Here is a 26,996-nt window from a genome sequence, read left to right as displayed (position 1 = left end):
ACTTAAATATGCTTTTAGGATTAATAACATAGATAACTAACCAAATTAAGTTTTTAGTCTATTTAATTGGTAAATAATAATAAAAAGGAGGACACAGAGGTGGCAGATATACATAAATTTAAACAAGGCGAAGATTATTATATAATTGATATAAATTCAGGGGCGGTACATGTAGTTGATGAGTTAGTATATGACTTATTGGAAGATGAGGGACTAAAAGAACTGGACGAGCTACTAGCTGAGTTAAAGGACAAGTATACTGAGGATGAAATTAAAGAGGCCTATAGTGAAATTGAAGAGTTAACTAAAGAGGAAATATTGTATTCTAAGGATTTGTATGAAGGGATAGCTTTAGCTGGTGATAACTCAGAATCTTTTATAAAGGCATTATGCTTAAATATTGTTCATGATTGCAACTTAAGATGTAAGTATTGCTTTGCGGATGAAGGGGAATATAAAGGCTGTAGAAAAATGATGTCTCCTGAAGTAGGAAAAAAATCTATAGATTTTGTTATAGAAAAGTCAGGTCCTAGAAAAAATATTGAGATAGATTTGTTTGGTGGAGAGCCACTAATGGCCTTTAATAATATAAAAGAAATCGTAGAATATGCAAAAGAAAGGGAAAAAATACATAACAAGAATATAAGATTTACAATGACAACTAATGCTACATTACTTAATGATGAAATCATGGATTATTTGGATGAAAATATGGGTAATATAGTATTGAGCATAGATGGAAGAAAGGAAGTAAATGACAAAGTTAGAGTAAGGGCTGATGGAAGCGGTTGTCATGATGTTATACTTTCTAAGATAAAAAAGATGGTTGAAAGAAGAGATAAATCAAAGCAATACTACGCAAGAGGAACTTTCACTAGAGAAAATACAGACTTTTTTGAAGATGTTAAGTTTCTAGCAGAAGAGGGATTTGATGAAATATCTGTGGAACCTGTAGTTTTACCAGATGAACATCCTCTCTCATTAAGAGAAGAAGATCTTCCAAAAATATTTGAGCAGTATGATAAGCTTTATGAAGAAATGATTAAACGTCACAAAGAAGGTAATGAATTTAAGTTCTATCATTTCAATATAGATTTACAGGGGGGACCTTGTGTTTATAAGAGAATCTCAGGATGTGGGGCTGGTCATGAATACGTGGCTATAACTCCTGATGGAGATGTATATCCATGTCATCAATTTGTAGGAAATGAAGATTTTAAAATTGGAAGTATATATGAAAGTAAGGAATTAGATAAAGAAATAGCTAATAAATTTAAGACAGCTCATATATATAACAAACCAGAATGTAAAAAGTGTTGGGCAAGGTTTTATTGCAGTGGTGGATGCCAGGCAAACAATTTTAATTTCAATGGAGATATGAACATACCGTACCAATTAGGCTGTAAGATGCAGAAGAAAAGAATAGAATGTGCTATAGCATTAAAAGCAAAGGCAATGGAAGAATAACATAAGATTGACAAAGTGATTAAATCTTATATATAATGACTAACTTTTTTTGTTGACGAGATTTTTTATAAGTAATATAATGGCTATTGTATATGTTTGTAAATATAAGGAACTTATTATATACAAAGGAGGAGAAAAATGAAAAATAGAGGGAAGAGTACCGTACTGTTTATTCTATGTGTACTTATTATAGGATTTCTAGCTTATTCTGGTGTTTATGGAATCAATGCTGGAGGCTATAGACTTAAACCATTTAGTCAAGTTATAAACAGAGGACTTGATCTTCAAGGTGGAGTTTCAGTTTTAGAAGAGATTCAAGCGGATAAAGTGGATCAGGAAACTATGAATAAGACTATAGAACTTTTATCTATGAGAACTAACAAGCTTGGTGTAAGTGAAACTGTTGTAGCAAGAGAAGGTCAAAAAAGAATCAGAATAGAAATACCAGGAAAATATGATGCACAAGAAGTAATTCAAGGTATAGCTAAGACTGGTGAACTTAAATTTGTAGGCCCTGATAAACAGGTTATTCTTACAGGTAAGGACGTAAAAAAAGCTACTGCATATGTTGAGGCTCAAGACAATAAACCTACTATAAGTCTTGAGTTAAATGATGAAGGAACTAAGAAATTTGCAGATGCTACACAAAAATTTATGGGTCAACCTATATCAATTACTATGGATGAAGAGGTACTCACGAGTCCAACTGTTCAAGCACATATAACTACTGGTAAGGCAGTTATTACAGGAAGTAAAAGTCTTGATGAAGCTAAAAAGCAAGCTAACATCATAAATTCAGGGGCATTGCCTGTTACTGTTAAGCCTGTAGAGGTTAAGACAATAGGAGCATCACTAGGTGCTAATGCTCTTCCATTGAGCATTCTTGCAGGTGAGGTTGGTATCGCAATAGTAATGATATTTATGATTATTTACTATAGAGTTCCAGGGATATTAGCATGTATAGCATTAGTGCTATACATATATATAGTACTTTTAGCGTTTTCAGCAATGAGTGTAACTCTAACGTTAGCGGGTATTGCGGGATTCCTTCTAACAGTAGGTATGGCAGTGGATGCTAGCATATTGATATTTGAGAGAATGAAGGAAGAGTTGAAGAGTGGTAAATCAGTGAAATCTGCAATAGATGCAGGGTTCAGCAGAGCTATGTCATCAGTTTTAGATGCTAATATAACTACAATTATTGCAGGTGTGGTTCTTTACGGTTTAGGTTCTGGTTCTGTAAAGGGATTTGCACTTACACTTATTGTGGGTGTTGCCTTAAGTATGTTTACTGCTATAACTGTAACAAGATGGCTCATAAAACTTGCAGCAGGTATGGGATGGTTTAAACATAAATGGTCTATAGGAACCTTCGGAGTTCATGATTTCAGAAGGGGGGTAAAGTAAGATGTATAAAATCATAGAAAAAACAAAAATATGGTTTATAATATCTTCAATAATAATTCTTATAGGTATTGGTTCAATGGCAACTAGGGGCCTAGAGTATGGATTGGATTTTAAAGGTGGTACGGTAGTTCAATTAAATATAGGAAAAGATTTCAACAAGGACGATATTGATACTATAGTGAAAAAGTATGATAAGGATTTTCAATCAAATAAGGTTAACAATACTTTTATTGAAATAAAAAGTGCCAACTTAGCTAATGACCAAATAAGTAATATTGTTAAGGATGTTAAAGCTAAATATCCAGAAAGTAGTTTGTCAAATCAAGAGAATATAGGTGCGGCTATAGGTCAAGAAACTAGAACTAAGGCAATTCAAGCTGTAATTTTAGCTACTATAGCTATGCTTATTTATATAGTTATAAGATTTGAGTTAAGTTTTGCTTTAGCAGCAATCTTATCATTAGTGCATGATGTACTTGTGATGCTTGCAGTATATTCTATATTTAGAATTCCTGTAGATTCAAGTTTTATAGCAGCTGTGCTTACAGTTATAGGTTATTCTATAAATGATACTATTGTTGTTTTTGATAGAATTAGAGAAAATCAAAAGTACATGAGAAGAGCAAGCTCAGTAGAACTTGCAAATGCAAGTATAACTCAAACTATAGCAAGATCAATAAATACAGTTTTAACAGTTGTAATTACATTGGCATCTGTATATGCATACGTGCCTTCTATAAGAAATTTTTCAGAACCGCTTTTAGTAGGTATAATTTCAGGTTGCTATTCATCAATATTTATAGCGACTCCATTCTGGGTAATATTTAAAAAGCGTCTAGGTAAGAAAAAATTGCAACCTGCAAGACAATAAAATGGTTAAAATGTCAGCATAATATGATATTTTAAAGAATCTAGAGGATATGAAACTCTAGATTCTTTTTTATTGCAAATAATTCCACAACAAAGTGTTTGTAAAAAACGACAATATCGCTTATAATATATATGCTTTCGATAAATTTGGAGGATTTTTATTATGGAGAGACAGAACAGTAAAATGCATTATTCGAGATCTACAGGTATGCAAGACCCATTCCTACTAAAAGGGATGAAAGAGGCATTAACGAGAATAATAAAAGCAGTAAATGAAAGAGAAAAAATTGTGATTTACGGTTATTATGACTTAGATGGGATTACTGCTGTATCTCTATTGCTGCTTGTTTTAAAATATTTGAATGCTGATGTAGAGTATTTTGTTTCAGATGATATAGATGAAGGTTTTGGAATAAACTCTGAAGTGGCAAAAAATCATATTAAGTTTTTAGGGGCTAAACTGATGATAACTGTTGGATGCGGCGTTAACTCAGTTTCACAGGTAGAATTATGTAAAGAACTAGGAATAGATGTCATTATAACTGATTATCACAAGTGTAAAGGTGAATTACCAGATACTGTTATTGTTAATCCGAATCAAAAAGAGTGTAGTTATCCATTTAAGGATCTAACTGCAGTGGGAATTGCTTTTAAGCTAGCCCAAGCTATATCTATGTATTATCAAGTGAAAAGCATAAGTAAATACTTAGATTTAGCTATGCTTGGAACTTTGTCGAAAAGCTTTAATACAACTGGAGAAAATAAACTTATAGTAAATGACGGTATTCATCATTTAAATTATACAAATAATTATGGATTTAAGGCATTGATAAAGATTCATAAGATTATTAATATCAATAAAGAAGGTATATATAGACTTGCATATAATATAATACCTTCAGTAAAGAATCGAAGGTGCGTCGATAACGCTAGGATAGCAGTAGAACTTTTTACTACTACAAATATGGACAGAGCAGAACAAATAGCAAAATATCTAAAAAATGAGATAAGAGGAACCGAATTGTATGTGCTTTAAAAATGTGTTATAAAAGCTTGAATATCTGTCGATAATTAATATATAATTAGTGGGTATGAAATTTGAGTATTTCTTAAATTCTACCGATGATAAGTTTAGGGGGAATACAAATGAATTTAAAGGATAAAATAAGAATAATAGATGGATTTCCAAAGGAAGGAATAAGTTTTAAAGATGTAACAACTCTTTTACAGGATAAGGATTCATTTAAATATACAATAGACAGAATAGTAGATAACTTAAAGGATAAAAACATAGATATAGTAGTAGGTCCAGAAGCTAGAGGTTTCTTATTCGGAGTACCAGTAGCCTATGCTTTAGGAGCAGGATTTGTTCCAGTAAGAAAAAAAGGAAAATTGCCATATGAAACTATAAGTATAAATTATGATTTAGAATATGGTAGTGATGAGTTAGAAATACATAAAGATGCCATAAAACCAGGTCAAAGAGTTGCCATAGTAGATGACTTACTAGCAACTGGAGGTACTATAAGCACTGTTGCTAAACTTGTGGAGCAGGTTGGAGGAGTAGTTGTAACTCTAGATTTCGTAATAGAATTAAAAGAATTAAATGGTAGACAAAAACTAGAAGGTTACGATATAATGTCTTTAACGCAATATGACATTTAGTCTTAAATTAAATTGCAAGTTTCTACAGTATATAATATAATAGTAATAAAAGGTAATGGCTGGTTTTGTTAACCAGCCATTGATTTTAGGGGAGTAGTAGTATGCTGGAAAAATTAATGGAAAAAATCGACAATAATTGTAGTAATGTAGATAAGGATATGGTAAAAAAAGCATATAATCTTGCCTATGAAGCACATAAGGATCAGAGAAGAGAATCAGGTGAGCCTTATATAGTACACCCCGTAGAAGTAGCTTATATCTTGGCAGATATGGGTATGGATACTGGTACAATAACAGCAGGACTACTTCATGACGTAATAGAAGATACCCAGTATACTTATGAAGAATTAAGTACGGAATTTAGCACAGAAGTTGCTAATTTAGTTGAGGGTGTGACTAAGCTAGGCAAGATTAAGTATAAAACAAAAGAAGAGCAGCAAGCAGATAATGTAAGAAAGATGTTACTTGCTATGGCAAAGGATATTAGAGTAATCCTTATAAAGTTAGCTGATAGACTACATAATATGAGAACTTTAAAGTATATGTCTGTCGAAAAACAAAAGGAAAAAGCCAAGGAAACTTTTGATATATTTGCTCCTCTTGCACATAGATTAGGTATGTCTAAAATCAAATGGGAACTTGAAGATTTGGCTTTTAGATATATGAATCCAAATGAGTATTATTTTATAGTTAGAAAGATAGCAGAAAAAAGAGTTGAAAGAGAAAATTACATAGAAGAAATAGTGAAACAACTTGAAAACAACCTTAACAAGTCAAGTATTATTTCTGATATAGAAGGAAGACCTAAACATTTTTATAGTATATATAGAAAGATGGTTAAGAAAAACAGGACTATAGAGCAGATATTTGATTTGACTGCAATTAGAATACTTGTAGAAACTGTTAAGGATTGTTACGCAGCACTGGGAATAGTGCATACTATATTCAAACCTATACCAGGTAGATTTAAAGATTATATTGCAATGCCGAAGCCTAATATGTATCAATCACTTCACTCTACTGTAATAGGGCCACAAGGAAAGCCCTTTGAGATACAAATAAGAACTTTTGAAATGCATAAGACTGCTGAATATGGTATAGCTGCGCATTGGAAATATAAAGAAGGCGTTGACAATGCTGATGACATAGATAAGAAACTCTCATGGCTTAGGGAAATTTTGGAGTGGCAGGGAGAGACTTCTGATGCAGAAGAATTTATGGAAGGCTTTAAGATTGATTTATTTTCTGACGAGGTATTTGTTTTCACTCCAAAAGGTAATGTAATCAATTTGCCAAGTGAAGCTACCCCTATAGATTTTGCGTATAAAATACATACGGATATAGGAAATAGGTGTATAGGAGCTAAGGTAAATGGCAAGATGGTTCCGTTGGATTATAATTTGAAAACTGGTGAAATAGTTGAAGTGCTTGCATCTAGTACACCAAAGGGCCCAAGTATTGATTGGCTTAATGTAGTTAAAAGTAATCAGGCAAAGAGTAAAATAAGAGCTTGGTTTAAAAAGGCTAAAAGGGAAGAGAATATTGTCAAAGGAAAAGATCTTCTTGAAAAAGAGGCTAAAAAACAGGGATACAACTTTGGAGAAATTGCAAAAGGTGAATTGCTAGATAATGTATTAAAGAAATATAATATGAATTCAGTTGATGATATATATGCAGCGGTAGGAGTAGGTGCTGTAGTCCCATCAACTATGGTAATTAAAATAAAGGATATGTACTCCAAAACGATAAAGAATGAGACAAATGATTGGAGAGTTATTCAGGAGCAGTTAACTAAGAACAATAATAATAACAAGTCTAATAAGATAAAGGGGAAGTCGCCAGGCATAATTGTTAAAGGTGAAACCAATGTACTTGTAAGATTTGCAAAGTGCTGCAATCCCGTTCCTGGTGATGAAATAATAGGATATATAACAAAGGGAAGAGGGGTTTCTATTCATAGAGAAGACTGCAAGAATGTAGGATTTTTACTGCAAAATGAAGACAATAAACTTATAGAAGTAAGTTGGGGAAAGCCAAAAGGCGCTGAATACATTACAGAAATTCAAATTAGAGCAGATGATAGAGAAGGATTATTAGCGGATGCTATGGAAATAATAAGTAGTAGTAAAACTTCATTATATGCAGTAAATGCAAAACCAGCTAAAAGTGGTATTGCATTTATAAATATTCAACTTAAGATATCAGACATTGAAGATTTAAAAGATGTAATAAAGAAAATAAGAAAGATTAGGGGAGTAATCGACGTTTATAGGACAAAAAATTAATTTTTTATATAACAATTAATATAGATAACATACTCCTCAGATAACAACAAGAGGAGTTTCTTTCTATTTATTAATAAAATTTCAAGGGGTGTTTTTAATGCGTGCTGTGGTACAAAGGGTTAAATATTCAAAAGTAGAAGTAGATGGAGAAGTTATTGGAGAGATTAATAAAGGCTTAAATGTTCTACTTGGTATTTCAAAAGAAGATTCTTTAGAAGACTTAGCTTACATAAAGGATAAGATACTTAACCTAAGAATATTTGAAGATGAAAATGGAAAGCTAAACAAGTCACTTCTGGATGTACAGGGAGATCTTCTAGTAGTTTCCCAGTTTACTTTATACGGAGATTGTAGGAGAGGGAGAAGACCAAGTTTTATTGAGGCGTTAGGTGGCGATGAGGCAGAGAAGATGTATGAAGAGTTTGTAAGTCAATGTAGAGATATAGTTCCTAAGGTAGAAACAGGAAAGTTTGGAGCCGATATGATGGTAACTATAGAAAATGATGGACCTGTTACTATTATGATAGATAGTAAGAAGAACTTCTAAGAAAGTTGAGTGCTATGGGATTAATAACTATTATTTTAAGTTTAAAGATAATTAGTTATAAGGATTATATTGGGAGGTTTGGAGTATGAAAATTAAAAGAGTGCCTGCGGGGGTTTATGCAGCTAATTGTTATATTTTAATGGATGATGAGACGAGGGAGTCTGCGGTTATCGATCCAGGTGGAGATGCTGATGACATAATTAAAGCAATAAATGCTATGAATGCAGATGTTAAGTATATACTGCTGACACATGGCCATACAGATCATACTGGAGGAGTGTTAGATTTAAAAGAAGAATTTAAGGCTCCCGTATATATTAACGAAGAAGATTATGCAATGATTAAGAGTGGGGAGTACATATACGGAGATATTAATGGGAAAGTTGATAATTTTATTAATGATGGTGATATTTTAAGGCTTGGAGATAAGGAGATAAAGGTTATCTATACTCCAGGGCATACACCAGGAGGAGTTTGCTTTCTTGTAAATAACATGCTATTTACAGGAGATACGCTATTTGCTAGTTCGATAGGTAGAACTGATTTAGGTGGTGGAGACTTTGATACTATTATAAAAAGTATTAGAGAAAAGCTAATGATATTATCAGATGAAATTATGGTTTTTCCAGGGCATGGAGGCCAAAGTACTGTAGGTAGGGAGAGAGTACACAATCCATTTCTATAATATAGTTAACATAAATTATTAATTTATAAACATAGGCGTGAGAATTATAAAGAGGATAGAAACTTTCAGTTTCACGCCTCTAATTTAAAGTGGAGGTATACAAAAGATAAAATAATGAGTATAAAAGTAAAATTAAATGATATGAGTTATCGGTATGATGTATATCATATAATAAATATATTTTATGGGTTTTCAGATATAGAATTTATAGATGAAGATTGGGAATATAAAATAGAATTAGAGGAAAATAAAGTTAACATTTGGAGCAAGGAAAGTTACAGGGAAATTACTCTAAATAAGGAACTAACATATAAAGAAGGTATCAAAAAATCAATCTTTCAGTATTTTATTGAGAAAACTAAAAAAGAGTTGCCTTGGGGAAACCTAGTAGGAATTAGGCCGAGCAAAATAGCAATGTCATTGATAAATGAAGGTAAAGATGAGGAATATATTGTAAATTATTTCAATGAGCATTTTAATACAAGACGAGATAAGGCAGAACTATGTATAAATGTAGCTAAGGTAGAAGAACAATTTGTTAACAAGGATAAAAATACAATAAGTATTTACATTGGTATGCCTTTCTGTCCTACAAGGTGTCTTTATTGCTCTTTTACATCGAATCCAATTGAAGGATGTAAAAGCATAGTTGATCCTTATCTTGAAAGTTTATATTATGAGATAGATAAAATGTCAGAATACATAAAACAAAATAACTTAAATATTCAATGTGTTTATTTTGGCGGAGGAACACCTACAGCAGTTAATGATATTCAGTTCGAAACTACACTAGGACACATATTTAATAACTTTGTTAAAGGAAATAATGTTAAAGAATTTACTGTAGAATGTGGAAGGCCAGATAGTATAACCTTAAGCAAGTTGCAAAGTATGAAAAAATATAAGGTAGACAGGATAAGTATAAATCCGCAAACTATGAATAATGATACTTTAAAACGAATTGGAAGAAGACATAGTGTTGAAGATGTTGTAGAAAAATTTAACATTGCAAGACAATGTGGATTTGAACATATAAATATGGATATTATTGTAGGACTTCCTGGAGAAGGCTTGGCAGAAGTAAAGAAAACCTGTGAGGAAATTCATAGGCTTCATCCAGAAAGTGTAACTGTACATGGGATGTCTGTTAAAAGAGCCTCTAAGCTTCATGAAAATATAGTTAATAAGCTTGAATTTGCTACTCCAGAACAAGATGAATTAAACTTAATGTATGAGGAAACTGTAAATTTAGCAAAAGGTTTAAAAATGAAGCCTTATTATATGTATAGACAAAAAAATATGGTAGGAAATATGGAGAATATAGGGTATACTATAAAAGGTAATGTAGGATTATATAATATTCAAATAATTGAAGAAAGACAGACTATAATAGCCTGCGGAGCCGATGCATCTACAAAAGTTGTGTTTTTAGAAGAAAACAGAATTGAAAGACATGGAAATGTCAAAGATGTTAGAGAGTACATAAAAAGAGTAGATGAAATGGTACAAAAGAAAATAAAGCTTTTAAATACACTTTATAAGTAAGTTAACAGTTGATAATTGACGGTTGACAGTTATTGGTGGTTTTTATGTTGGAGACATAAGAATCTTAAAATATATTTTAATTTTTTCGTTTAGAAAAATATCATTAAATGTCGATTGTGCACTCTCAACTGACCACTGGAAAAGAGGGAGGATATAAAATGGCTATACAAGCACCAAAGGGTACTAAAGACGTGTTGCCAGGAGATGTTTATAAGTGGCAATATCTAGAGGATAAGTTTAGAAAGATAGCTGCATCTTATGGGTGTAGAGAAATTAGAACTCCTGTTTTTGAATACACAGAACTTTTTGAAAGAGGAGTTGGAGAAACTACCGACGTAGTTCAAAAAGAAATGTATACTTTTAATGATAAAGCAGGAAGAAGTATAACACTTAAACCTGAAGGAACTTCTCCAGCAGTTAGAGCTTTCGTGGAGAGTAGCCTTTACAACGAAGCACAACCAACAAAATTATATTACTTCACACCCGTATTAAGATATGAAAATGTTCAAAAGGGAAGATTAAGAGAACATCATCAGTTTGGTATAGAGGTATTTGGAGCACAAGAAGCTTCGGTAGATGCTGAGATTATCAGCCTTGCAATGAGGGTATACAAAGAACTTGATGTAAGAGGAATTGAGCTTAACATAAACAGCATAGGTTGTCCACATTGTAGAAAAAATTATAATGAAGCACTAAAAGGTTTTTTAGCTACTAACTATGAGGAGTTCTGTGAAACTTGTAAAACAAGATTTGAAAAAAACCCTATGAGAACCCTTGATTGTAAGGTTCCTCACTGTAAGGAAATAGTTTCAGGTGCTCCTGTAATACTTGATTATCTATGTGATGAATGCAGTGAGCACTTTGATAACTTAAAAAAATATCTAACTGCATTGGGAATTGACTATAAGGTTGATCCGTTAATAGTAAGAGGTTTAGACTATTATAGTAAAACTGTATTCGAGATAATAAATAACGGTATAACTATTTGTGGCGGTGGAAGATATGACTATCTTATAGAAGAAGTTGGTGGGCCATCAATGCCAGCTATGGGCTTTGGAATGGGAATAGAGAGAACCATTTTGACTTTAGAAGAGAATGGAATACAGATTCCTAAAGAAAGTTACATAGATTTATATATAGGTGCTATGGGAGAAGATGCAAAAGTCGAAGCATTTAAATTAGTTAATGCCTTAAGAGAAAAAAACATTAGATGCGATAGTGACCACATGAACAGAAGCGTAAAAGCTGGAATGAAGTATGCTAATAAAATAGATGCAAGATTTACAGTTATATTGGGAGATAATGAACTACAAGCTGGCACTGCTAAATTTAAAAGAATGAGTGATGGAGAACAGTTTGATTTGAGTTTAAAAGATTTAGATAGCATAGTTAACTTGGTAAGTATTTTATAAAATTACTAAGCGATAAAACTATCTTATTAAGTAATTATATAATTAGTATAACAAAAATTATTTTAATATAGTAGAGATTTTAGATGATTGGTGTAGTGCATGGATTTAATTTTCCGTTGTCAGTTGTCAATTGTCAATTGATCTAAAGTTGGAGGAAGAAAACATGGGAGAAGCATTAAGAGGACTTAAAAGAACCATAATGTGTGGTGAGCTAAGGGAATCTCATATTGATAACAACGTTACTGTTATGGGATGGGTTCAAAGAAAAAGAAATCTTGGAGGACTTATATTTGTTGATTTAAGAGATAGAACAGGTATACTTCAAGTGGTATTTGGTGAGGAAATAAATAAAGAAGCTTTCGAAAAAGCTGATGATGTCAGATCGGAATATTGTATAGCGATTACAGGAACTTTAGTTAAAAGACAATCACCAAATCCAGATATGGCAACAGGAATGGTGGAATTAAAAGGTGAAAGTATAAAGATACTATCTGAATCAGAAACTCCACCTATATACATAAAAGAAAACTTAGATGCAGCTGAAAGCATAAGATTAAAATATAGGTACTTAGACTTAAGAAGACCAGATATGCAGAAAATTTTTATCACAAGACATAAGACAGCTAAGATAGTTAGAGACTTTATGGATGAAAATGGATTTTTAGAGGTTGAAACACCTATACTTGCAAACAGTAGTCCAGAGGGAGCAAGAGATTATCTTGTACCAAGCAGAAACTATCCAGGGATGTTTTATGCACTGCCTCAATCGCCACAGCTATTTAAACAGCTATTAATGGTATCAGGCTATGATAGATACTTCCAAATAGCAAAGTGTTTTAGAGATGAGGATTTAAGAGCAAATAGACAACCAGAATTTACACAGATAGATATGGAGTTATCATTTGTAGAGGCAGATGATGTTATGGCACTAAATGAAAATCTTATACAAAGGGTGTTTAAAGAGGTTATTGGAGTAGATGTTAAGCTACCTATCGAAAGAATGCCATATAAAATAGCTATGGAAAAGTACGGATCAGATAAGCCGGATTTAAGATTTGGTATGGAAATAAATGATTTAACTGAAACAGTTAAAGATGTGGATTTCAAAGTGTTCCAAGATGCACTTTCCAATGGTGGGTCAGTTAGAGCTATAAAGGCTGAAAATAATGCGGATATGGGAAGAAAGCAAATAGATAAGTTAGTTGAGTATGTTAAAACTTATGGTGCAAAAGGATTAGCTTGGATAGCTTATAAAGAGGATGGAATTAAATCATCAATTGGTAAGTTTTTAACTGAAGAACAAACAAGAGCTATATTAGATAAAGTGGAAGCTAAGGTTGGAGACTTAATTCTAATTGTAGCAGACAAAAATAGTGTTGTATTTCAAAGTCTTGGGGCTTTAAGACTTCATCTAGCAAAGGAACTTGGAATTTTAGAAAATAATAATGAATATAGATTTGTATGGATAACAGAATTCCCACTTGTTTCATATAATGAAGAAGAGGGAAGATTCCAGGCGGAACATCATCCATTCACAATGCCTATGGATGAAGATATCCAATACTTAGAGAGTGATCCAGGAAGAGTTAGAGCTAAAGCCTATGATATAGTATTAAATGGTGAAGAACTTGGCGGAGGAAGTATTAGAATACATGACACAAAACTTCAACAAAGAATGTTCCAGGTGTTAGGTTTCACTGAAGAAAGAGCTTGGGAAAGCTTTGGTTTCTTATTAGAAGCATTTAAGTTTGGACCACCACCACATGGCGGGCTTGCTTTTGGATTTGATAGAATGGTTATGTTCCTTGCGGGAACTGAGAATATAAAGGATGTTGTTGCATTCCCTAAAAATCAAAATGCTTTCTGTCCATTAACAGAAGCTCCAAGCAAAGTAGATGATGCGCAACTAAAAGATCTCGGTATTTCAATAAATAAGACAGAATAATAAGTGAATAATTCAAGACTTCAAGAATTCGAATTGTAATAGAAATAAAACATTATATAAAGGAAGATATAATCTAATTATCGACAAAAGAATTTTTGCTTAATTCTGAAAATGATATGTTGAATTTGTGTAAATTATAGTATAATATTAATAAAGAACCATTAAAAATAAATATTCCTACCATGTACGTAGAGTGGGTTCATATTGACCCAACAGTTTTTGAATGGGAATCGGACTCTTTTTGTGGAATGATACTCGAAATCGTTTTTCGAGAACAAGAAACAAAAAGGAGATGCCCACCTGCGAGGAGCGGGTTCAAGAATAGCTCATAATACGGCGTGGTGGGGTTTTATTTTTATATACAGAATTTATAAGGGAATTATTTAGACTTTAATTAAATAGGATATTATTATGAAGTAAATAAATATATATTTAATTAAGGGGGAAAACCAGTGAAGAAGGGGTACGTATATATTATTCTATCTGCTATTATGTTCAGCACCATGGAGATAGCAGGTAAAATGATTTCGGATAAAATTAATGCTTTTCAATTAAATTTTATAAGGTTTTTTATAGGAGCTTTGATACTATTGCCGCTGGCGGTAAAGGATTATAAAAAAAGAGATATAACATTTAGTAAGAATGATTTAACATACTTTTTTCTTACTGGTTTCTTATGCGTAGTTATAAGCATGTCATTTTTTCAACTTGCTATAGTACATACAAAGGCTTCTACAGTTGCCATTGTATTTAGTGCAAATCCAGTCTTTACAATTCCATTTGCGTACTTTTTATTAAAGGAACAATTGAAAAAGAGCACTATTTTATCTTTAGGAGTCAGTCTAGTTGGAGTAGTATGCATTTTAAATCCTTTAAAAATAAATAGTGATATTAAAGGAATAGTGTTAGCAGCGCTAGCAGCCGTAACTTTTTCGTTATATAGTGTAATTGGGAAAATGCGTTCAGAAAGATATGGAAGCATAGTAATGAATTGCTTTACATTTCTAGCAGGGGACATTCTAATGTTGATACTGATATTTTTTTCGAATTTGCCATCTATGGCTAAGTTCAACAGATTATTAGGTGTGTCAATTCTGTCAAATATACCTATAGCATACGGGGTAAATAAATCTAATATACTTGTTTTAATTTATTTAGGAATAGTTGTAACGGGTTTAGGCTATTTATTTTACTTCTTTGCAATGGATGAGACTTCAGCAACCACAGCTTCTATAGTATTTTTTATAAAACCAGCATTAGCACCAATATTATCATTAATAATATTACGAGAAAACATACCTTTTAATACTGTTCTTGGAATAGTATTTATTTTAATAGGTTCATATATAACTTTTAAAGGAAAAGCAAATGAGAAGAGCAAACAATTAGATGAAATTAATAATATAGAGATTTGATTTAGTTAATTATTATAATAAACAGAAGTATATTGAATAGTTTTTACTAATTAACATATAAAAAAATCCCATGATATAAGTACATGGGATTTTTTTATATGCTATTTAACTATTTTTATCATTTTAAGATCATATCTATCATTTTTAGAGGCTTTCTTATCGATTAGACCTAATAAACTATAAGATGCAGCCAATAAAACAACACCTAAAAGGAAAGATAAAATTTCGTAGCTTTCAAAACCTAACTTTTGAAAGAAGTAATTTCCAGTAAATATTCCGATAAACAGCATAACTAGAGGAAAACCATAGGCTAATAATGTCATTTGCATAAAGGACTTTGTTTCAATACCAACTTGTACTTCATCTCCAATGGATGCATTCAGAGTATTTTTCACATCTACAACCGAACTTGGAGGAGTGCAACCAGCGCCACAACTAGCGCAATTATCACCTCATCCACTTTTTCGTCTAAAAGATATTAGTGCGTAATCATCTTTTACTGCAGTTACATATCCTACTTCTAACATATTAAATCAACTCCTATAAAAATTATAATTTTTTTCTTAAAGCACTTAAAGATTCTTCTATTTCCTCTCTAGAAAGATTACCTATTTGTAAATCATCATCATTGTAATTTAAAAGGTTACTGTAAAAAGTAATTCCTTTTTCTAAGGTCTCTTTATTAAACTTATTTTCTTCTAGAATATCGAAAAAAATATCTTCTGCCTTGTCATATTTTTTTATTTTAATATAGTAATCAGTTATATTACTTTGTAGATTAAGAGGTAGCTTATAATCAGATACTTTATCTATAATAATATCTATATCTACGAAATGCTTTTTAAGGTCGCAGTCTTCAATATTGTCCAAATAAGCTTGTATAAATAAATTTAAAGACTTTAAGTTTATATAAAAGGCTTCATTTGAATATCCTTGACATTCTAGGATAGTTGCTTCTTCTTCTAATAATTTAGCCATCATTATACACTTATCTGTATTTATAGTTCCATCAGTTTTTATAAGTTCAATTAAGTTATCATCAGACAATGTATTAAAAAACTTCATTCCTAATCTGAAAATTTCTTTCAGTGTGCTATCGATTACAGTCAAGGCCATTTCATAGTTGCCTTCACTTTTACACTTTAGTATTTTATCAAGAGCTTCGTTAAATTTTGTTATTAATTCCGACGTAAGGTTACGTTTTAGCATAGTATTACCTCCATAAGCTTAAAAAGCTCAAATTATGACAATCATTATATGATTTTAACTATATTATATAATAAAATTAAAAGAAATTACATAAGTAAAATTTGAAAATAAAATGAAACTTTCGAAAGTGAAAGTTTCATCTTAAGATATTGATTACTAAACTAAGTTATTTTCTATATTAACAATAAAATCTTGAACATTCGTAACTATGGAGGTAACCTCAAGACTACCTCTATCTCTAAGCTTATTTACTCCAAATTCTGATATATCAACCGTATAGATGTAAACAGGTCTTACAGAATCTCCTTCAACTTTATACATAGGAGTCATGTTTCCAGTAGCTATGGTATGAAGTTGAGTTGCTAGACATATGACTGTAGTAGCTTTTTTACAATGGACTCTCATAGCGTCCTGAGCATCATAAACATTTGGAATAACAGGAGGAAGCGGGCCATCATCTCTTATGGAACCAGCTAGTATAAGAGGCACATTATTCTTTATACAGGAATAAACTACTCCGTCTTGAATATTTTCTTGTTGTATAAACTTTTCTAGTGAACCAGCCCGTCTAGCCCTATTTAAAATATCAATATGGTTATAGTGACCATTAAAAACAGAATACTGGGTATATATGTCTTGACCAAGTGCTGTTTTCAGTATTGAACCTTCTAAATCATGGGTAGCTAAAGCATTACCGGCAAAGATTGTATCCACATAACCATTTTCTATTAATGCGGACATAGCCTTTTTAGAGTCGTGATCAAAAACTACAGCTGGACCCAGTACCCATAGTATGTATCCATTATCTCTTTCGTATTTTAGTAATTCGTAAAGGCTATCATAATCTTTTGAATAAGAACTTTCCCTTGTCCTTCCGGTTCTAAACACAAAAGATTGTTGCTCTTCCGATTCTTCATGCACAAATCCGCCTACATGAACATAAATTCCATCCTCAGCATTCTCGCTTCTGCCTAGTATTACATTGTCACCTACATTTAAGTTTCTAAACTCTTTTACTTCTAATTTTTTATCATCATTCATGACTACAAGACAATCCATGCGGCTTTCGGAAGCTAACACCCATTGGCCATTTATTTTAAAATATTCTGGGTATATTGATGTTGCATGATAATTATCTGGAGCCACACCTTTTAATTTCACACATTCAGTAGTAACGTTAGGTGCAGAAATAAAATGCTCTTTTGAAAAATCTGGTGCTTGATATTTAGGTAATTTAAAACTCATAAAAATACCTCCATATAGATTATAATAGTTACATTATTTTTGGAATATTGATTTTATTATATCAAAAACTAAAACTTAATGCTAATATATGTATAACTTATGCTTAAACACGATTTTTAAACAAAATTTATTAATAAATTTGTAGGAAATATGAGTAAAAGGAAGTTAAAATAGAAAAAAGTTTTTAATAGAAAATTTAATGCCTTAATAGGCTATTTTTGTTTAACATAAAAACTCTCTGTCGGGAAAAGCTAGTACTAGAAAGGAGAGATGACTATGTCAAATAAAATGAAATATACAAATAATAATAAAAAAGCAGATGGCAGATTTAGAAAGAAGCATATAGATCATAGTCCTCAAGATGAAAGTTCAAGAGCTAAGTTTGGAACTTACTCCGAAAAACATTTAGATTAGCCCAATAGTATGTGTATATATTTTTATAATTTTAATTGATATATATTTATAGAATTTGAAAAAAGATTATTAGGAAGGGGAGAATATTTATGGCAGAAAAGAATAATCAATTTTCAAGATTGCATAGCAGCAAAACTAGTGCTAAATACGATTCAAGAAGTGCTGAATATAAAGCAAAACAGAAAAATCATAAAAATTCTAAAGAGAATTGGACTGTATAATTTAACATTAAACCAATATATTTAACCTTTTAAAAGTAATATGATTTAAAAGACTAATTTAAAGTATGGAGTTATTCTATAAAAGAAAAGTCATCAGAAGATTATATTATGAAGATAAGGGGTGTTAGTATATGGGAAAGTGGTCAGATAAAGGTCATCACGAACAAGCTATGGAAATTGCTAAAGATTTATTAGATAGAGGGGTCGGTTTAGTAGAAATAAAGGAAAAAACAGGGCTAAATGAACATGATGTTGAAAAAGCTAAAGAAAAAATGCAGGGGAGAAGATAAAGGAGGAAAATAGTATGAGTTTTGATAGAGAAAAGGCAAATAAGAAAGCCAAAGAAATGCTTCTTGATGGAGAAACTTTAGATGAAATTAAGGATAATACTAGGTTAAGACAAAAGGATGTTCGAAGAATACAAAAAGAAATAACAAAACATTTTTAAATGTGCAATTTAAGATGATAAGAGAAGAGAGGTTAGATGGATGAAGGGAAAGAATAAACTAACACATAAACAAAGTAAGTCAATGGGGCTTGAAAGAACGGATAACGGAAAGAATATGTTTGAGGAAGATAGAAAAGAAAGACAAAGAAAAAATGATAATGTAGTACCAAGATAACATTTAAATTTAAACAGATTAAAATAACTCTGGGATTAACCAGAGTTATTTTAATCTGTTTAAAAGTTTTTTAAAATAGAAGTCACCAAATTTATAGGAGTTATTACATTACCAAGGTATTATAAAGTATAACCTAAAATTAAATATTTATACGTGGCTATTTATTTTATGATTAGAAAAATTTTATTAGTAATAAAAGCTACTTCGATGGAAAAGCTAATCTTAAGAAAGGAGTTGTTTCTAATGAGAAGGCATATAGTTGGTAGAGAAATAAGTAAAGAACATTTAGAAGAGTTAAAAGAGTTAAAAGCTGTTTATAGATTTCCAGATAGAAGAAGAACTTTAGAAAATTCTGCAACAATGCAAACAGGATACAATAGTGATGGGACAATAAAAGAAGAAAAAGTAGAAGCACAGATGTATGAATTAAATGGTGTAAAGGATAAATAACAGATAGGAATAATAGTCTTATAAAAAAATCAGAGTAGCTAGGAAAACTACTCCGATTTTTTCATTTTGTAACTACGAACTAAATAGATATGCTCAAAATATTCAATAACGGCAAATATAGTTGCAGTTATTACAGCACCTATAAGGGTAATAGCTGCTCCAGGCAAAATAAATTGGCTAAAGTAAACTAACACAAAAGATGCTAGAAAATCTGCTATTGTACTTATTATAACGGTTCCAGGTCTAAGTAAAAGAAGCTCCATAAAATACCCTACTAGAGCAATAACTGCACCAATAAAAATAGGTTGGTAGGTATATGGGTAGTAAACATCCCTAAATAAGTAGTCTGAAATTATTAATGTTAAAGGACAAACTATAATTTTAGTTATCAAGTCAGTCATGTTAAATGTCTCCTTTCCTGTTTAGTACTATGATTACCAGCTATTATAGTATTATTCATTTGTAAAGAGAAAACACGTTAGCGTAAACTAACGTGTTAAGGTATTTAAAAATAAAAGTATAAGTTGTTTTTAGTTATCTTTCATATTGTAGTGTTAAGTAAATAGTCCTTCTGATTATTCTTACTGCCACTGGATAAGGAATACCATACATTACTAATCTTCTAATTAGCATAGGATTATTTCTTTCTATCTTTCTTAGAATCTGATCTACATCATTAGGTGATCTAAATTGATTAGCATCAAATTCAATTTTAGAAGAAGAATCTACATCATCTCTTGATGAGTCTACTTCTTGTGTAGATTCATCTTCAATATTTTCATCAGCATCTTCCCTTAAATCTAAATCTTCATTATTTGCTATGTCTTCAGTTAAAGATGCATCTGATTCATAGTTTATATCCTCTGAACGCATCATGTTAGGCATCATGTACATAGAATTCATAAAAGGACAGCAAGGAAGCACTCCGCTAAAAGGCATATTGTACATTGAATTTTGATCATACATTTATAAAACTACCTCCATAAATTTAACTCACACTATAGTAGTATATGATTTTACACTGAAAATTGTGAAGGGAAAATTAATAATAATTTATTTTAAAAGAATACAGTAAAGAGTTTTTATTAATAATATCTAGAAAGGAGGTGTGAATATGAATCTTGAAAAAGCAGAAGAGATATATAATTCAAAAGGTGTGATAAACGTAACCTACAAAGATAATCCGATATGGATTGAAGATATTCAAAAAGATAGTAAAGCTGCTCATATTAGAGACTTGAAAACAGATGAGTTAAAAGAGGTTCCAATTGCAGAACTAAAGGAAGAGTAAATATCTATATAAAACCTAAGGGCACCTTAAAATGATTAAAGGCGCCCTTGAGTTTAAATTATGGAATTATTAAAGGAAATTTATTATAGAAACTTTAACTATTATAAAGTCTAACCAATTTTATTGCTTTTATGCATATAAATATCCGTTTTAACTTATAATTTTAAGCAAGTTATGGAACAACTAATATACAATAAGGAAGATCACAAAGTTATTAACTTATATGTTATGTAATTGTGGAAAAGTTAGGGTGTTATTTAAGATACTGTGAATAGATTAATGAAATAATTTTTATAGGTTTCAATTAGGGCGATAACGGGTGGGAATTTGAAGAAAAAAAGAGTCTTGGAATCATATTTTAAATTAACTTCTATATCATCTTCATAAACCATAACAGAATCTACATAGCTAGAAATGAATTATTTTACCTTAATTAAGGTTTTATTAAGTACATAGTGGAGAGATATCTCTATATAGTGGCCGTTTAATATGCATTACATAGTAGTATAATGTTATCATGGAAATAAATAAGAATGAATGTGTGACACTAGGGATTACATATTAGTGGCACAGCAAGCACTTGGTTAAATTCAAGTGCTTTTTTATTACCCAATTATATTATCTAATATATTTTTTCATATATTTTGAATATATTCAAAATTTTATAAGATATAATTGAAGTTTTGTGTTAAATGTTGTATAATTTAATTATAACTAGCAAATAATAATAAGTTTGCAGTAGTTATAATTTTATAGTATTTAATACTATAAAATATACATATGAAAATAGGGGGTGCTTATAGTGAAAGAAGAATTAATTAAAAAAATAGACAAAGTACGAGACTATATGCATGACTTGATAAACCAAAAAGGAAGTTTGACTGATCCAGAGGTGGTATCGGCAAGTCAGATGTTGGATACTGAATTAAATGAGTATAACAGGTTATTTTGCTAGAAATTTAATACACATAAATAAAATAATTATTATCTAATAGAGCTCAGAATATGAGCTCTATTTTTGTGGAAAAGGAGGGGGAATGATAGGCTATGTTTAAAAAAGATGCTGAAAACCTATGATAAATTATGACATTATCAATACTTTTTATATTTTCATGAATCTAAGAGATCTTCAAGTTAGAAGCTCTCTTAACATATAATTTAAAGTTAATAAAGTTCTTAAATATATAGAACAATTTCTTTGATTAATGGGTATGTTGTTCTTAAGGATAAGTGGAGTGAGTATATGAATGTTATATAGAATAGAAGATATAGGATTGAAAGAATTTTGATTTAAATTTAGATATTTCAGTGTTAGTAATATAGTATCCTTATAAAAAGGTTTGTTCAGAATATGAATATATTATGGTGTTATTGATTTCGTAAAGCAAAAGTAACGTTAGGATCGTGGCTTGATGTGGAATTATTCTATAAATACTTTTGACTCCATGCTATTTAGAATATTATATTATTCAAATCTGAATCGTACGATATTTTTGTGTCGCACTTCGAAATCATTAACGGTGGCTAATGCTATAGCTTTTGGAATATCATAGATAGTAAACAGGCGCTTATAGAAAAACGAAAGGAAGCTTTAAAGTAGCAGTTATGAGATGAACAGTATAATAAATATGTAGATAAAACAAAGGGGGTAATTATGGTTGTAGAGTAGATGAGAAAAGAATATGAATGGAAAAGTAAAGTTAAACACAGCAAGGCGATAGAAAAAGTTATTGCAGCAACATGTTTAAAGTTCTGGTGAAATCTTTGACATAATAAAGGCAGTGGTTGTGGATATAAATGAGAATGAAGAAAAATTAGTTTGAACTATAAAAGTAGAAAATCAAAAAATAAAAAAATCCACACTATTTAAATAGTGTGGATAACTATGGTGCCGGAGGCGGGAATCGAACCCGCACGGTATCGCTACCACCGGATTTTGAGTCCGTATTTTTAGATTTTAATAAGTTTTAGTAAGTTTTAGCTAGGTTTTACAAGTAAGTAAAATCAATGGTTTTAGGTTTGTTTTTTTAAAATGCATATCAATATGTTTTAATAAGTTTTAACGAGTTTGGTGACAAGTAGGTGACAAAAAGGTGACGTTCAAAAAGTATTAAACATATTGATATTACTTGTATATGACATCATTTAATTTTTCAGCAGCATCTTGTTCTAGTTCTTGCAGCACATGAGTATATAAATCCATAGTGATTCCTATAGAGCTATGACCTAATCTACTACTGGCTACTTTGGCACTTGTTCCAGAAGCAAGCATAAGAGTAGCATTAGTATGTCTTAAATCGTGGAAGCGAATTAATGGCAGATTCTTTCGTTTTAGAAAATCCCTAAACATTCTACTAAAACTAGCAGATGACATTGGCTTACCAGTAATTTGAGTAAATACTAAATTATATTCATTGTTAAAGGCTCCATAACTTTCAAGTTGCAACTGCATTTGCTTCAGTTTATTCTCCTTTAAAATTTTTAATAAATCTTCAGGAGCTGTAAGTGTTCTAATTGAGGTTTCACTTTTAGGATCCTTAAATATAACTTCACCACTTTTTTCGCCCCTAACAGCAGTTTGAGCTATATTTATAATTCCCTTATTAAAATCTATATCAGACCATCTAAGCCCTAATACTTCTCCAGCTCTTAGACCTAATGCTAGAGCTAAGTGTATAGGTGCTTCTAATCTTGAATTCTTAACAGATTCTAATAATTGTCTAACTTCTTTCTTATCATATACAGCAGCTTTATATTTTTTAACCTTTGGTGCCTCTACAAACTCAGCAGGGTTTTTAGGTATAATTTGCATTTTATAGGCTATACTGAGTGACTTATGAATTATTCTATGATATTGCATAACTGTTTTGCCACTAAGTCTTTCTAACATTTTATTGTAAAAGTTTTGGATATGAATAGCATTAAGCTTTTGAAGCTCTATATCTCCAAGACTAGGAATAATATCTTGGTCTATTATTCCCTTATATCTATTATAGGTTGTAGGAGATAGATTGTTTTTATGTTGTTGTAACCAATTAGTAATATATTGATTAAAGGTTGTTTTTTGCGGCATAATAAAATTATCATTGTTAATTTTGTGTTTTTCCTCTACTAAAGCCTTTTTAGCTTCAGAAACTTTTTCAAAGCTCCTAATGCTTTTTTGTTTTACTTTACCATCTGTATCTCTATATTTAAGATAAATAATAAATTTTTTACCTCTTTCCCGAATAAATACACTCTGCATCTATATCATCTCCTTGCTTTAATTCTAAGCTATCAGCAACGGATTTTTTACAGGAAGTATCTTCCCCTTTCAGTTTACAGAGCTGTTCTTTAACATAAATAACTTGTCCATTAATTTGAATGTATTTTAAACCATTTAAAATATTATTTATCATAAGTTTCCCCCACCCTTATTTGTATTTTTTATATATCAATTAAAACTATTTTAGATTTCAATATACCTAATAGGAACGTTTGTTCTGAGTAATTTACTAAATTATATCACAACTATATATAATTGTTAAATTTTTTTTCAATTCTCTGTAAATTATTACATAGTTATCGCAAATATGTAACTGTCTGTATACAGAATCGCTAGTCAATAAAGTACTATATATTACAAATATAGTTTTGTTTTGACAAAGTTTATAACACCACCCTTCATATTATGACGTAAATAAAAGACTGATATATATTGAAAAAATGGAGTTACGTCGCAATATACGTAAAAGCATTTTTTTTTAATATATATCAGTCTTCAATTAATTCTATCTTAAGTTTTAAGTTTATTTACTACTTTTAATTTTATCTATTAATTTATTTACATCAAAGCCAATAGATTCAAGCTCTTTAAAAACTTCAACGACTTGTTCATGGGTTAGTCCGTTTGGATATTCCTTACGATCAATGCCCAGTTCAATATCATTTCCGTCAACATTACCTCTAACAATTATTGTATCTCTATCATCTGTCCTTCCAAGGAGATAGTCTACAGAACAATCAAAGAAGTCAGCTATTTTAATAAGCATATCATCTTTTGGGAACCTATTACCATTCAACCAATTACTTACTGTAGGAGGTTCTACATTTAATATTTTAGCAAATTCTTTTCCTTGCAATTCTTTATCCTCTAAAACTATTCTCAGTCTTTCTCCAAACTTACTCAATAAAAAACACCCCCATAAATACATTATAAACAATTTGAAAATTTAAAAATAAAAATTAGCTAAATGAATATTTTTTTATAAAATATCATAAAATACTATTGTAATTTTCATTTTGCTAATATATAATAAAACTATGGTAATTAGCAAAATGAAAATAGAAAGCGAGGTATTATTATGTATGATAGACTAAAAGGTCTAATGAAAGAGAATCATATAACACAAACTGAACTAGCAGAAATACTAGATATGACAGTGTCAACTTTAAATTTCAAACTTAATGGTAGATCTGACTTTACCATTAAGGAGGCAAAGAGAATCTCAGAGCTTTTCGGTAAACCGATAGATGAAATTTTTTTTACTTCCGAGATTAGCAAAATGAAAATTTATATATCTGCTTAATTATCTTATGCACATTTACAAAATGAATACTGGGAAACAAAGGGGATGGTAAAATGAGTAACTTAATAAAAATTTTAAATCAAGGCGGACAACTGGTAGTAACTAGTAGGCAGATAACAGAGGATTTTGAAAAAGAACATAAAGATGTTCTAGAAAAAATAAGAAATTTGGTGGCGGAAAATTCCGCAGTGAAAAACATGTTTATTGAAAGCTTTTATGAAAATAGAGGTAAGCAATATCCAGAGTACCTATTAACTAGAGATGGATTTTCGCTTTTAGTTATGGGGTTTACTGGAACTAAGGCACTTGAATGGAAACTTAAATACATTGCTGCGTTTAATAAAATGGAAGAACAACTTAAAAACCCATACCAAAACTTATCTAAAGAGCTGCAAGCAGTTTTTATTTTAGATAAGAAAACTCAGGAGATAGAAGACAGGGTTGATAACTTAGAATCAAATATGCCACTTTTTAATGTGGACTGTAAAGAGCTTCAATCATTAGTTAGAAGAATTGGTATAAAAGCACTGGGAGGTTATAGGAGCCTAGCCTATAAAGACAATTCTTTAAGAGGCAAGATTTATGCGGATATACAGCATCAACTTAAAAGAGAATTTGGAGTAAATAGGTATGAAGCTATAAAAAGAAGTCAACTAGAGACTGCTAGAAAAATCGTAGAAGGGTATAAAGTACCTTTAGTTTTAGAAGATGAAATTGCAGTAACTAACAGACAAACAGCATTAGACGAAGTAGCTTGTACTAAATAAAGGGGAGATGGTGGGAATAAATCCATAGGAGGCGTTCCCGTGGCTGTATTAAAAACTAAAGAAATCAGAAAAATGAGAAATTTATCGATCAGTAAATTAAGCTACAAAAGTAAAGTGGCTAGAGGTTATATAACAGAATTAGAATCAGGAAAGTATGAGAATCCGGGGTTGCAGACTATATGTAAAATATCTAAAGCAATGAAGGTTACACCTAATGAATTAATAGACCAGGAGCTATGGAGGTGGTGGTAATGACAGAAGAAGAATTTAAAAATTTACCAATGATGTTAACAGTACCAGATGTACAAAAAATTTTAAATATAGGTAAAAATGCAGCATATGAGCTTATATATCAAAAGAATTTTCCAGTTCTACGTTTAGGTGAAAGAAAAATAAGAATACCCAAAGATAGACTTTTAGAATGGATTAAGACTAATACAGCTTATTATCAATGTGTTTAGGAGGTAATCGTATGGAAGTTACTCAAATGGCTGACTTAGAAAGAGTTTTCAATATGGTCTGTGAAAAGGCTGAAATAAATACTGAGGAAGAAGTTGTGGTAAAGGATTTGAGTGTACAAGGGACATTAGTAATGGTACATGTGGTTGTTAGAACTGAATCGAATTGTTTCAAAATCTTACAATGCATTTACTTTATAAAAACTAATAAATTAGGTTCAATAAGCAAAGTTTTTTTAAGTAGTTATGATGTAGTTCAATTACAAAAATTCATAACTTGAAAATAGGTAATTTTGTAGAAGGCTAAATAAGGCCTTTTATAAAAAACTATTTTATTTAAAAATGTAAACACTTCTCAATATATTCTATGCTGATAACTAAAAAAAAGAACTAGGGAGGCGGAAAAATGTGGATAACGCTGTTGAGGATCCAATCATAGGTATTAATGCACAGATAGATTTTTTAAAAGAAAAATAAAATACACCCTCTGCAAAGGGTGCATACTCA

At 30.8% G+C, this 26,996-nt stretch carries 32 protein-coding genes, 1 other RNA gene and 1 pseudogene; 26 read left to right on the top strand and 8 right to left on the bottom strand.

Annotated elements, in window-relative coordinates; translation table 11 throughout:
- Positions 1–99 precede the first annotated feature (99 nt).
- The 13 genes from scfB to AC0N0V_RS20305 all read left to right on the top strand — a co-directional run bounded on the left by scfB (position 100) and on the right by AC0N0V_RS20305 (position 15,243).
- Positions 100–1,467 carry a thioether cross-link-forming SCIFF peptide maturase gene (scfB, locus tag AC0N0V_RS20365; RefSeq protein WP_474460646.1) on the top strand — a complete coding sequence of 456 codons (1,368 nt, stop codon included), beginning with the start codon at positions 100–102 and terminating at the stop codon, positions 1,465–1,467.
- Positions 1,468–1,605: 138 nt separating this feature from the next.
- Positions 1,606–2,874 carry a protein translocase subunit SecD gene (secD, locus tag AC0N0V_RS20360; RefSeq protein WP_474460645.1) on the top strand — a complete coding sequence of 423 codons (1,269 nt, stop codon included), beginning with the start codon at positions 1,606–1,608 and terminating at the stop codon, positions 2,872–2,874.
- A gap of 1 nt (position 2,875) precedes the next feature.
- On the top strand, positions 2,876–3,745 hold the full coding sequence (gene secF / locus AC0N0V_RS20355; protein WP_474460644.1) for a protein translocase subunit SecF: 870 nt from the start codon (positions 2,876–2,878) through the stop codon (positions 3,743–3,745).
- A gap of 162 nt (positions 3,746–3,907) precedes the next feature.
- On the top strand, positions 3,908–4,780 hold the full coding sequence (locus tag AC0N0V_RS20350; protein WP_474460643.1) for a DHH family phosphoesterase: 873 nt from the start codon (positions 3,908–3,910) through the stop codon (positions 4,778–4,780).
- A 110-nt stretch (positions 4,781–4,890) separates the two neighbouring features.
- Entirely contained in the window at positions 4,891–5,409 is a 519-nt protein-coding gene (locus tag AC0N0V_RS20345) for an adenine phosphoribosyltransferase (RefSeq protein ID WP_474460641.1), read from the top strand.
- Between the two features lie 101 nt (positions 5,410–5,510).
- Positions 5,511–7,694 (top strand): RelA/SpoT family protein, encoded by a 2,184-nt coding sequence (locus tag AC0N0V_RS20340; protein WP_474460639.1) that lies wholly within the window; start codon positions 5,511–5,513, stop codon positions 7,692–7,694.
- Between the two features lie 97 nt (positions 7,695–7,791).
- Positions 7,792–8,241, top strand: coding sequence for a D-aminoacyl-tRNA deacylase (dtd, locus tag AC0N0V_RS20335; protein ID WP_474460638.1), 450 nt, complete (start codon positions 7,792–7,794; stop codon positions 8,239–8,241).
- An 85-nt stretch (positions 8,242–8,326) separates the two neighbouring features.
- Positions 8,327–8,926, top strand: a complete 600-nt coding sequence (locus tag AC0N0V_RS20330) for an MBL fold metallo-hydrolase (RefSeq protein WP_474460636.1) — start codon at positions 8,327–8,329, stop codon at positions 8,924–8,926.
- Between the two features lie 114 nt (positions 8,927–9,040).
- Positions 9,041–10,471 (top strand): coproporphyrinogen III oxidase, encoded by a 1,431-nt coding sequence (locus AC0N0V_RS20325; protein ID WP_474460635.1) that lies wholly within the window; start codon positions 9,041–9,043, stop codon positions 10,469–10,471.
- 158 nt (positions 10,472–10,629) lie between these two features.
- Positions 10,630–11,883: a histidine--tRNA ligase gene (gene hisS / locus AC0N0V_RS20320; RefSeq protein ID WP_474460634.1), complete on the top strand. Its 1,254-nt coding sequence runs from the start codon at positions 10,630–10,632 to the stop codon at positions 11,881–11,883.
- 163 nt (positions 11,884–12,046) lie between these two features.
- Entirely contained in the window at positions 12,047–13,828 is a 1,782-nt protein-coding gene (gene aspS / locus AC0N0V_RS20315; protein ID WP_474460633.1) for an aspartate--tRNA ligase, read from the top strand.
- Positions 13,829–13,999: 171 nt separating this feature from the next.
- Positions 14,000–14,180: non-coding RNA, 6S RNA (gene ssrS, locus AC0N0V_RS20310), on the top strand.
- A gap of 100 nt (positions 14,181–14,280) precedes the next feature.
- Positions 14,281–15,243: a DMT family transporter gene (locus AC0N0V_RS20305; protein WP_474460631.1), complete on the top strand. Its 963-nt coding sequence runs from the start codon at positions 14,281–14,283 to the stop codon at positions 15,241–15,243.
- Positions 15,244–15,344: 101 nt separating this feature from the next.
- Here AC0N0V_RS20305 and AC0N0V_RS20300 read toward each other — a convergent pair.
- The 3 genes and pseudogenes from AC0N0V_RS20300 to AC0N0V_RS20290 all read right to left on the bottom strand — a co-directional run.
- Positions 15,345–15,677 (bottom strand): annotated as a pseudogene (locus tag AC0N0V_RS20300) (SoxR reducing system RseC family protein); the annotation flags it as partial.
- 115 nt (positions 15,678–15,792) lie between these two features.
- Positions 15,793–16,452 carry a DUF6483 family protein gene (locus AC0N0V_RS20295; RefSeq protein ID WP_474460630.1) on the bottom strand — a complete coding sequence of 220 codons (660 nt, stop codon included), beginning with the start codon at positions 16,450–16,452 and terminating at the stop codon, positions 15,793–15,795.
- A 156-nt stretch (positions 16,453–16,608) separates the two neighbouring features.
- Positions 16,609–17,697: a putative NPN-dependent ornithine cyclodeaminase gene (locus tag AC0N0V_RS20290; RefSeq protein ID WP_474460629.1), complete on the bottom strand. Its 1,089-nt coding sequence runs from the start codon at positions 17,695–17,697 to the stop codon at positions 16,609–16,611.
- A gap of 276 nt (positions 17,698–17,973) precedes the next feature.
- Between AC0N0V_RS20290 and AC0N0V_RS20285 the strand changes: the two genes are divergently transcribed.
- The 6 genes from AC0N0V_RS20285 to AC0N0V_RS20260 all read left to right on the top strand — a co-directional run bounded on the left by AC0N0V_RS20285 (position 17,974) and on the right by AC0N0V_RS20260 (position 19,405).
- Positions 17,974–18,111, top strand: coding sequence for a CPC_1213 family protein (locus tag AC0N0V_RS20285; RefSeq protein ID WP_474460628.1), 138 nt, complete (start codon positions 17,974–17,976; stop codon positions 18,109–18,111).
- Positions 18,112–18,200: 89 nt separating this feature from the next.
- Entirely contained in the window at positions 18,201–18,332 is a 132-nt protein-coding gene (locus tag AC0N0V_RS20280) for a hypothetical protein (protein WP_474460627.1), read from the top strand.
- Between the two features lie 131 nt (positions 18,333–18,463).
- Positions 18,464–18,622 (top strand): hypothetical protein, encoded by a 159-nt coding sequence (locus tag AC0N0V_RS20275; protein ID WP_474460626.1) that lies wholly within the window; start codon positions 18,464–18,466, stop codon positions 18,620–18,622.
- A 14-nt stretch (positions 18,623–18,636) separates the two neighbouring features.
- Positions 18,637–18,780: a hypothetical protein gene (locus AC0N0V_RS20270; protein ID WP_474460625.1), complete on the top strand. Its 144-nt coding sequence runs from the start codon at positions 18,637–18,639 to the stop codon at positions 18,778–18,780.
- A 40-nt stretch (positions 18,781–18,820) separates the two neighbouring features.
- Positions 18,821–18,955, top strand: a complete 135-nt coding sequence (locus AC0N0V_RS20265) for a hypothetical protein (protein ID WP_474460624.1) — start codon at positions 18,821–18,823, stop codon at positions 18,953–18,955.
- Positions 18,956–19,123: 168 nt separating this feature from the next.
- Positions 19,124–19,405, top strand: coding sequence for a hypothetical protein (locus AC0N0V_RS20260; RefSeq protein WP_474460623.1), 282 nt, complete (start codon positions 19,124–19,126; stop codon positions 19,403–19,405).
- A 47-nt stretch (positions 19,406–19,452) separates the two neighbouring features.
- Here the strand turns inward: AC0N0V_RS20260 and AC0N0V_RS20255 are convergent, their stop codons facing one another.
- Both AC0N0V_RS20255 and AC0N0V_RS20250 read right to left on the bottom strand, forming a co-directional pair.
- Positions 19,453–19,806: a DUF2512 family protein gene (locus AC0N0V_RS20255; protein ID WP_474460622.1), complete on the bottom strand. Its 354-nt coding sequence runs from the start codon at positions 19,804–19,806 to the stop codon at positions 19,453–19,455.
- Positions 19,807–19,939: 133 nt separating this feature from the next.
- Positions 19,940–20,371, bottom strand: a complete 432-nt coding sequence (locus tag AC0N0V_RS20250; protein ID WP_474460621.1) for a hypothetical protein — start codon at positions 20,369–20,371, stop codon at positions 19,940–19,942.
- 148 nt (positions 20,372–20,519) lie between these two features.
- Between AC0N0V_RS20250 and AC0N0V_RS20245 the strand changes: the two genes are divergently transcribed.
- Together AC0N0V_RS20245 and AC0N0V_RS20240 are read left to right on the top strand one after the other, a co-directional pair.
- Entirely contained in the window at positions 20,520–20,696 is a 177-nt protein-coding gene (locus AC0N0V_RS20245) for an H-type small acid-soluble spore protein (RefSeq protein WP_474460620.1), read from the top strand.
- Between the two features lie 802 nt (positions 20,697–21,498).
- Positions 21,499–21,651 carry an aspartyl-phosphate phosphatase Spo0E family protein gene (locus AC0N0V_RS20240; protein WP_474460619.1) on the top strand — a complete coding sequence of 51 codons (153 nt, stop codon included), beginning with the start codon at positions 21,499–21,501 and terminating at the stop codon, positions 21,649–21,651.
- A 1,170-nt stretch (positions 21,652–22,821) separates the two neighbouring features.
- Here AC0N0V_RS20240 and AC0N0V_RS20235 read toward each other — a convergent pair.
- From AC0N0V_RS20235 to AC0N0V_RS20225, 3 genes are all read right to left on the bottom strand, one after another.
- Positions 22,822–23,940 (bottom strand): site-specific integrase, encoded by a 1,119-nt coding sequence (locus tag AC0N0V_RS20235; protein WP_474460617.1) that lies wholly within the window; start codon positions 23,938–23,940, stop codon positions 22,822–22,824.
- Positions 23,909–24,094 (bottom strand): hypothetical protein, encoded by a 186-nt coding sequence (locus AC0N0V_RS20230; protein WP_474460616.1) that lies wholly within the window; start codon positions 24,092–24,094, stop codon positions 23,909–23,911. The genes AC0N0V_RS20235 and AC0N0V_RS20230 overlap by 32 nt, the downstream gene beginning before the upstream one ends.
- A 390-nt stretch (positions 24,095–24,484) precedes the next feature.
- A complete protein-coding gene (locus tag AC0N0V_RS20225; RefSeq protein ID WP_474460615.1) occupies positions 24,485–24,865 on the bottom strand; it encodes a helix-turn-helix domain-containing protein in 381 nt (126 codons plus the stop codon).
- 174 nt (positions 24,866–25,039) lie between these two features.
- On the opposite strand from AC0N0V_RS20225, the gene AC0N0V_RS20220 reads away from it, so the two are divergent.
- Genes AC0N0V_RS20220 through AC0N0V_RS20200 form a run of 5 tightly spaced genes read left to right on the top strand, consistent with a single transcriptional unit; the run spans position 25,040 to position 26,770 of the window.
- Positions 25,040–25,264, top strand: a complete 225-nt coding sequence (locus AC0N0V_RS20220; RefSeq protein WP_474460614.1) for a helix-turn-helix transcriptional regulator — start codon at positions 25,040–25,042, stop codon at positions 25,262–25,264.
- Positions 25,265–25,317: 53 nt separating this feature from the next.
- Complete coding sequence (locus AC0N0V_RS20215) at positions 25,318–26,031, top strand: Rha family transcriptional regulator (RefSeq protein ID WP_474460613.1); 714 nt, start codon at positions 25,318–25,320, stop codon at positions 26,029–26,031.
- A 39-nt stretch (positions 26,032–26,070) separates the two neighbouring features.
- The gene (locus tag AC0N0V_RS20210; RefSeq protein WP_474460612.1) at positions 26,071–26,283 is read left to right on the top strand and encodes a helix-turn-helix domain-containing protein; all 213 of its coding nucleotides are present in this window, start codon (positions 26,071–26,073) and stop codon (positions 26,281–26,283) included.
- On the top strand, positions 26,283–26,492 hold the full coding sequence (locus AC0N0V_RS20205) for a helix-turn-helix domain-containing protein (protein WP_474460611.1): 210 nt from the start codon (positions 26,283–26,285) through the stop codon (positions 26,490–26,492). Before AC0N0V_RS20210 ends, AC0N0V_RS20205 begins: the two co-directional genes overlap by 1 nt.
- Positions 26,493–26,503: 11 nt before the next feature.
- On the top strand, positions 26,504–26,770 hold the full coding sequence (locus tag AC0N0V_RS20200) for a hypothetical protein (protein ID WP_474460610.1): 267 nt from the start codon (positions 26,504–26,506) through the stop codon (positions 26,768–26,770).
- Positions 26,771–26,996 lie beyond the last annotated feature (226 nt).

Source organism: Clostridium sp. CS1-1 (genome assembly GCF_056135525.1).
This window is presented reverse-complemented; position numbering and strand designations above follow the sequence as displayed.

What these genes read in the sequence shown, in the direction of transcription:
- secD (WP_474460645.1), top strand. Translation starts at nt 1,606, where the DNA reads ATGAAAAATAGAGGGAAGAGTACCGTACTGTTTATTCTATGTGTACTT.
- secF (WP_474460644.1), top strand. Translation starts at nt 2,876, where the DNA reads ATGTATAAAATCATAGAAAAAACAAAAATATGGTTTATAATATCTTCA.
- AC0N0V_RS20350 (WP_474460643.1), top strand. Translation starts at nt 3,908, where the DNA reads ATGGAGAGACAGAACAGTAAAATGCATTATTCGAGATCTACAGGTATG.
- AC0N0V_RS20345 (WP_474460641.1), top strand. Translation starts at nt 4,891, where the DNA reads ATGAATTTAAAGGATAAAATAAGAATAATAGATGGATTTCCAAAGGAA.
- AC0N0V_RS20340 (WP_474460639.1), top strand. Translation starts at nt 5,511, where the DNA reads ATGCTGGAAAAATTAATGGAAAAAATCGACAATAATTGTAGTAATGTA.
- dtd (WP_474460638.1), top strand. Translation starts at nt 7,792, where the DNA reads ATGCGTGCTGTGGTACAAAGGGTTAAATATTCAAAAGTAGAAGTAGAT.
- AC0N0V_RS20330 (WP_474460636.1), top strand. Translation starts at nt 8,327, where the DNA reads ATGAAAATTAAAAGAGTGCCTGCGGGGGTTTATGCAGCTAATTGTTAT.
- AC0N0V_RS20325 (WP_474460635.1), top strand. Translation starts at nt 9,041, where the DNA reads ATGAGTATAAAAGTAAAATTAAATGATATGAGTTATCGGTATGATGTA.
- hisS (WP_474460634.1), top strand. Translation starts at nt 10,630, where the DNA reads ATGGCTATACAAGCACCAAAGGGTACTAAAGACGTGTTGCCAGGAGAT.
- aspS (WP_474460633.1), top strand. Translation starts at nt 12,047, where the DNA reads ATGGGAGAAGCATTAAGAGGACTTAAAAGAACCATAATGTGTGGTGAG.
- AC0N0V_RS20295 (WP_474460630.1), bottom strand. Translation starts at nt 16,452, where the DNA reads ATGCTAAAACGTAACCTTACGTCGGAATTAATAACAAAATTTAACGAA.
- AC0N0V_RS20290 (WP_474460629.1), bottom strand. Translation starts at nt 17,697, where the DNA reads ATGAGTTTTAAATTACCTAAATATCAAGCACCAGATTTTTCAAAAGAG.
- AC0N0V_RS20285 (WP_474460628.1), top strand. Translation starts at nt 17,974, where the DNA reads ATGTCAAATAAAATGAAATATACAAATAATAATAAAAAAGCAGATGGC.
- AC0N0V_RS20280 (WP_474460627.1), top strand. Translation starts at nt 18,201, where the DNA reads ATGGCAGAAAAGAATAATCAATTTTCAAGATTGCATAGCAGCAAAACT.
- AC0N0V_RS20275 (WP_474460626.1), top strand. Translation starts at nt 18,464, where the DNA reads ATGGGAAAGTGGTCAGATAAAGGTCATCACGAACAAGCTATGGAAATT.
- AC0N0V_RS20270 (WP_474460625.1), top strand. Translation starts at nt 18,637, where the DNA reads ATGAGTTTTGATAGAGAAAAGGCAAATAAGAAAGCCAAAGAAATGCTT.
- AC0N0V_RS20265 (WP_474460624.1), top strand. Translation starts at nt 18,821, where the DNA reads ATGAAGGGAAAGAATAAACTAACACATAAACAAAGTAAGTCAATGGGG.
- AC0N0V_RS20260 (WP_474460623.1), top strand. Translation starts at nt 19,124, where the DNA reads ATGATTAGAAAAATTTTATTAGTAATAAAAGCTACTTCGATGGAAAAG.
- AC0N0V_RS20255 (WP_474460622.1), bottom strand. Translation starts at nt 19,806, where the DNA reads ATGACTGACTTGATAACTAAAATTATAGTTTGTCCTTTAACATTAATA.
- AC0N0V_RS20250 (WP_474460621.1), bottom strand. Translation starts at nt 20,371, where the DNA reads ATGTATGATCAAAATTCAATGTACAATATGCCTTTTAGCGGAGTGCTT.
- AC0N0V_RS20245 (WP_474460620.1), top strand. Translation starts at nt 20,520, where the DNA reads ATGAATCTTGAAAAAGCAGAAGAGATATATAATTCAAAAGGTGTGATA.
- AC0N0V_RS20235 (WP_474460617.1), bottom strand. Translation starts at nt 23,940, where the DNA reads ATGCAGAGTGTATTTATTCGGGAAAGAGGTAAAAAATTTATTATTTAT.
- AC0N0V_RS20230 (WP_474460616.1), bottom strand. Translation starts at nt 24,094, where the DNA reads ATGATAAATAATATTTTAAATGGTTTAAAATACATTCAAATTAATGGA.
- AC0N0V_RS20220 (WP_474460614.1), top strand. Translation starts at nt 25,040, where the DNA reads ATGTATGATAGACTAAAAGGTCTAATGAAAGAGAATCATATAACACAA.
- AC0N0V_RS20215 (WP_474460613.1), top strand. Translation starts at nt 25,318, where the DNA reads ATGAGTAACTTAATAAAAATTTTAAATCAAGGCGGACAACTGGTAGTA.
- AC0N0V_RS20205 (WP_474460611.1), top strand. Translation starts at nt 26,283, where the DNA reads ATGACAGAAGAAGAATTTAAAAATTTACCAATGATGTTAACAGTACCA.
- AC0N0V_RS20200 (WP_474460610.1), top strand. Translation starts at nt 26,504, where the DNA reads ATGGAAGTTACTCAAATGGCTGACTTAGAAAGAGTTTTCAATATGGTC.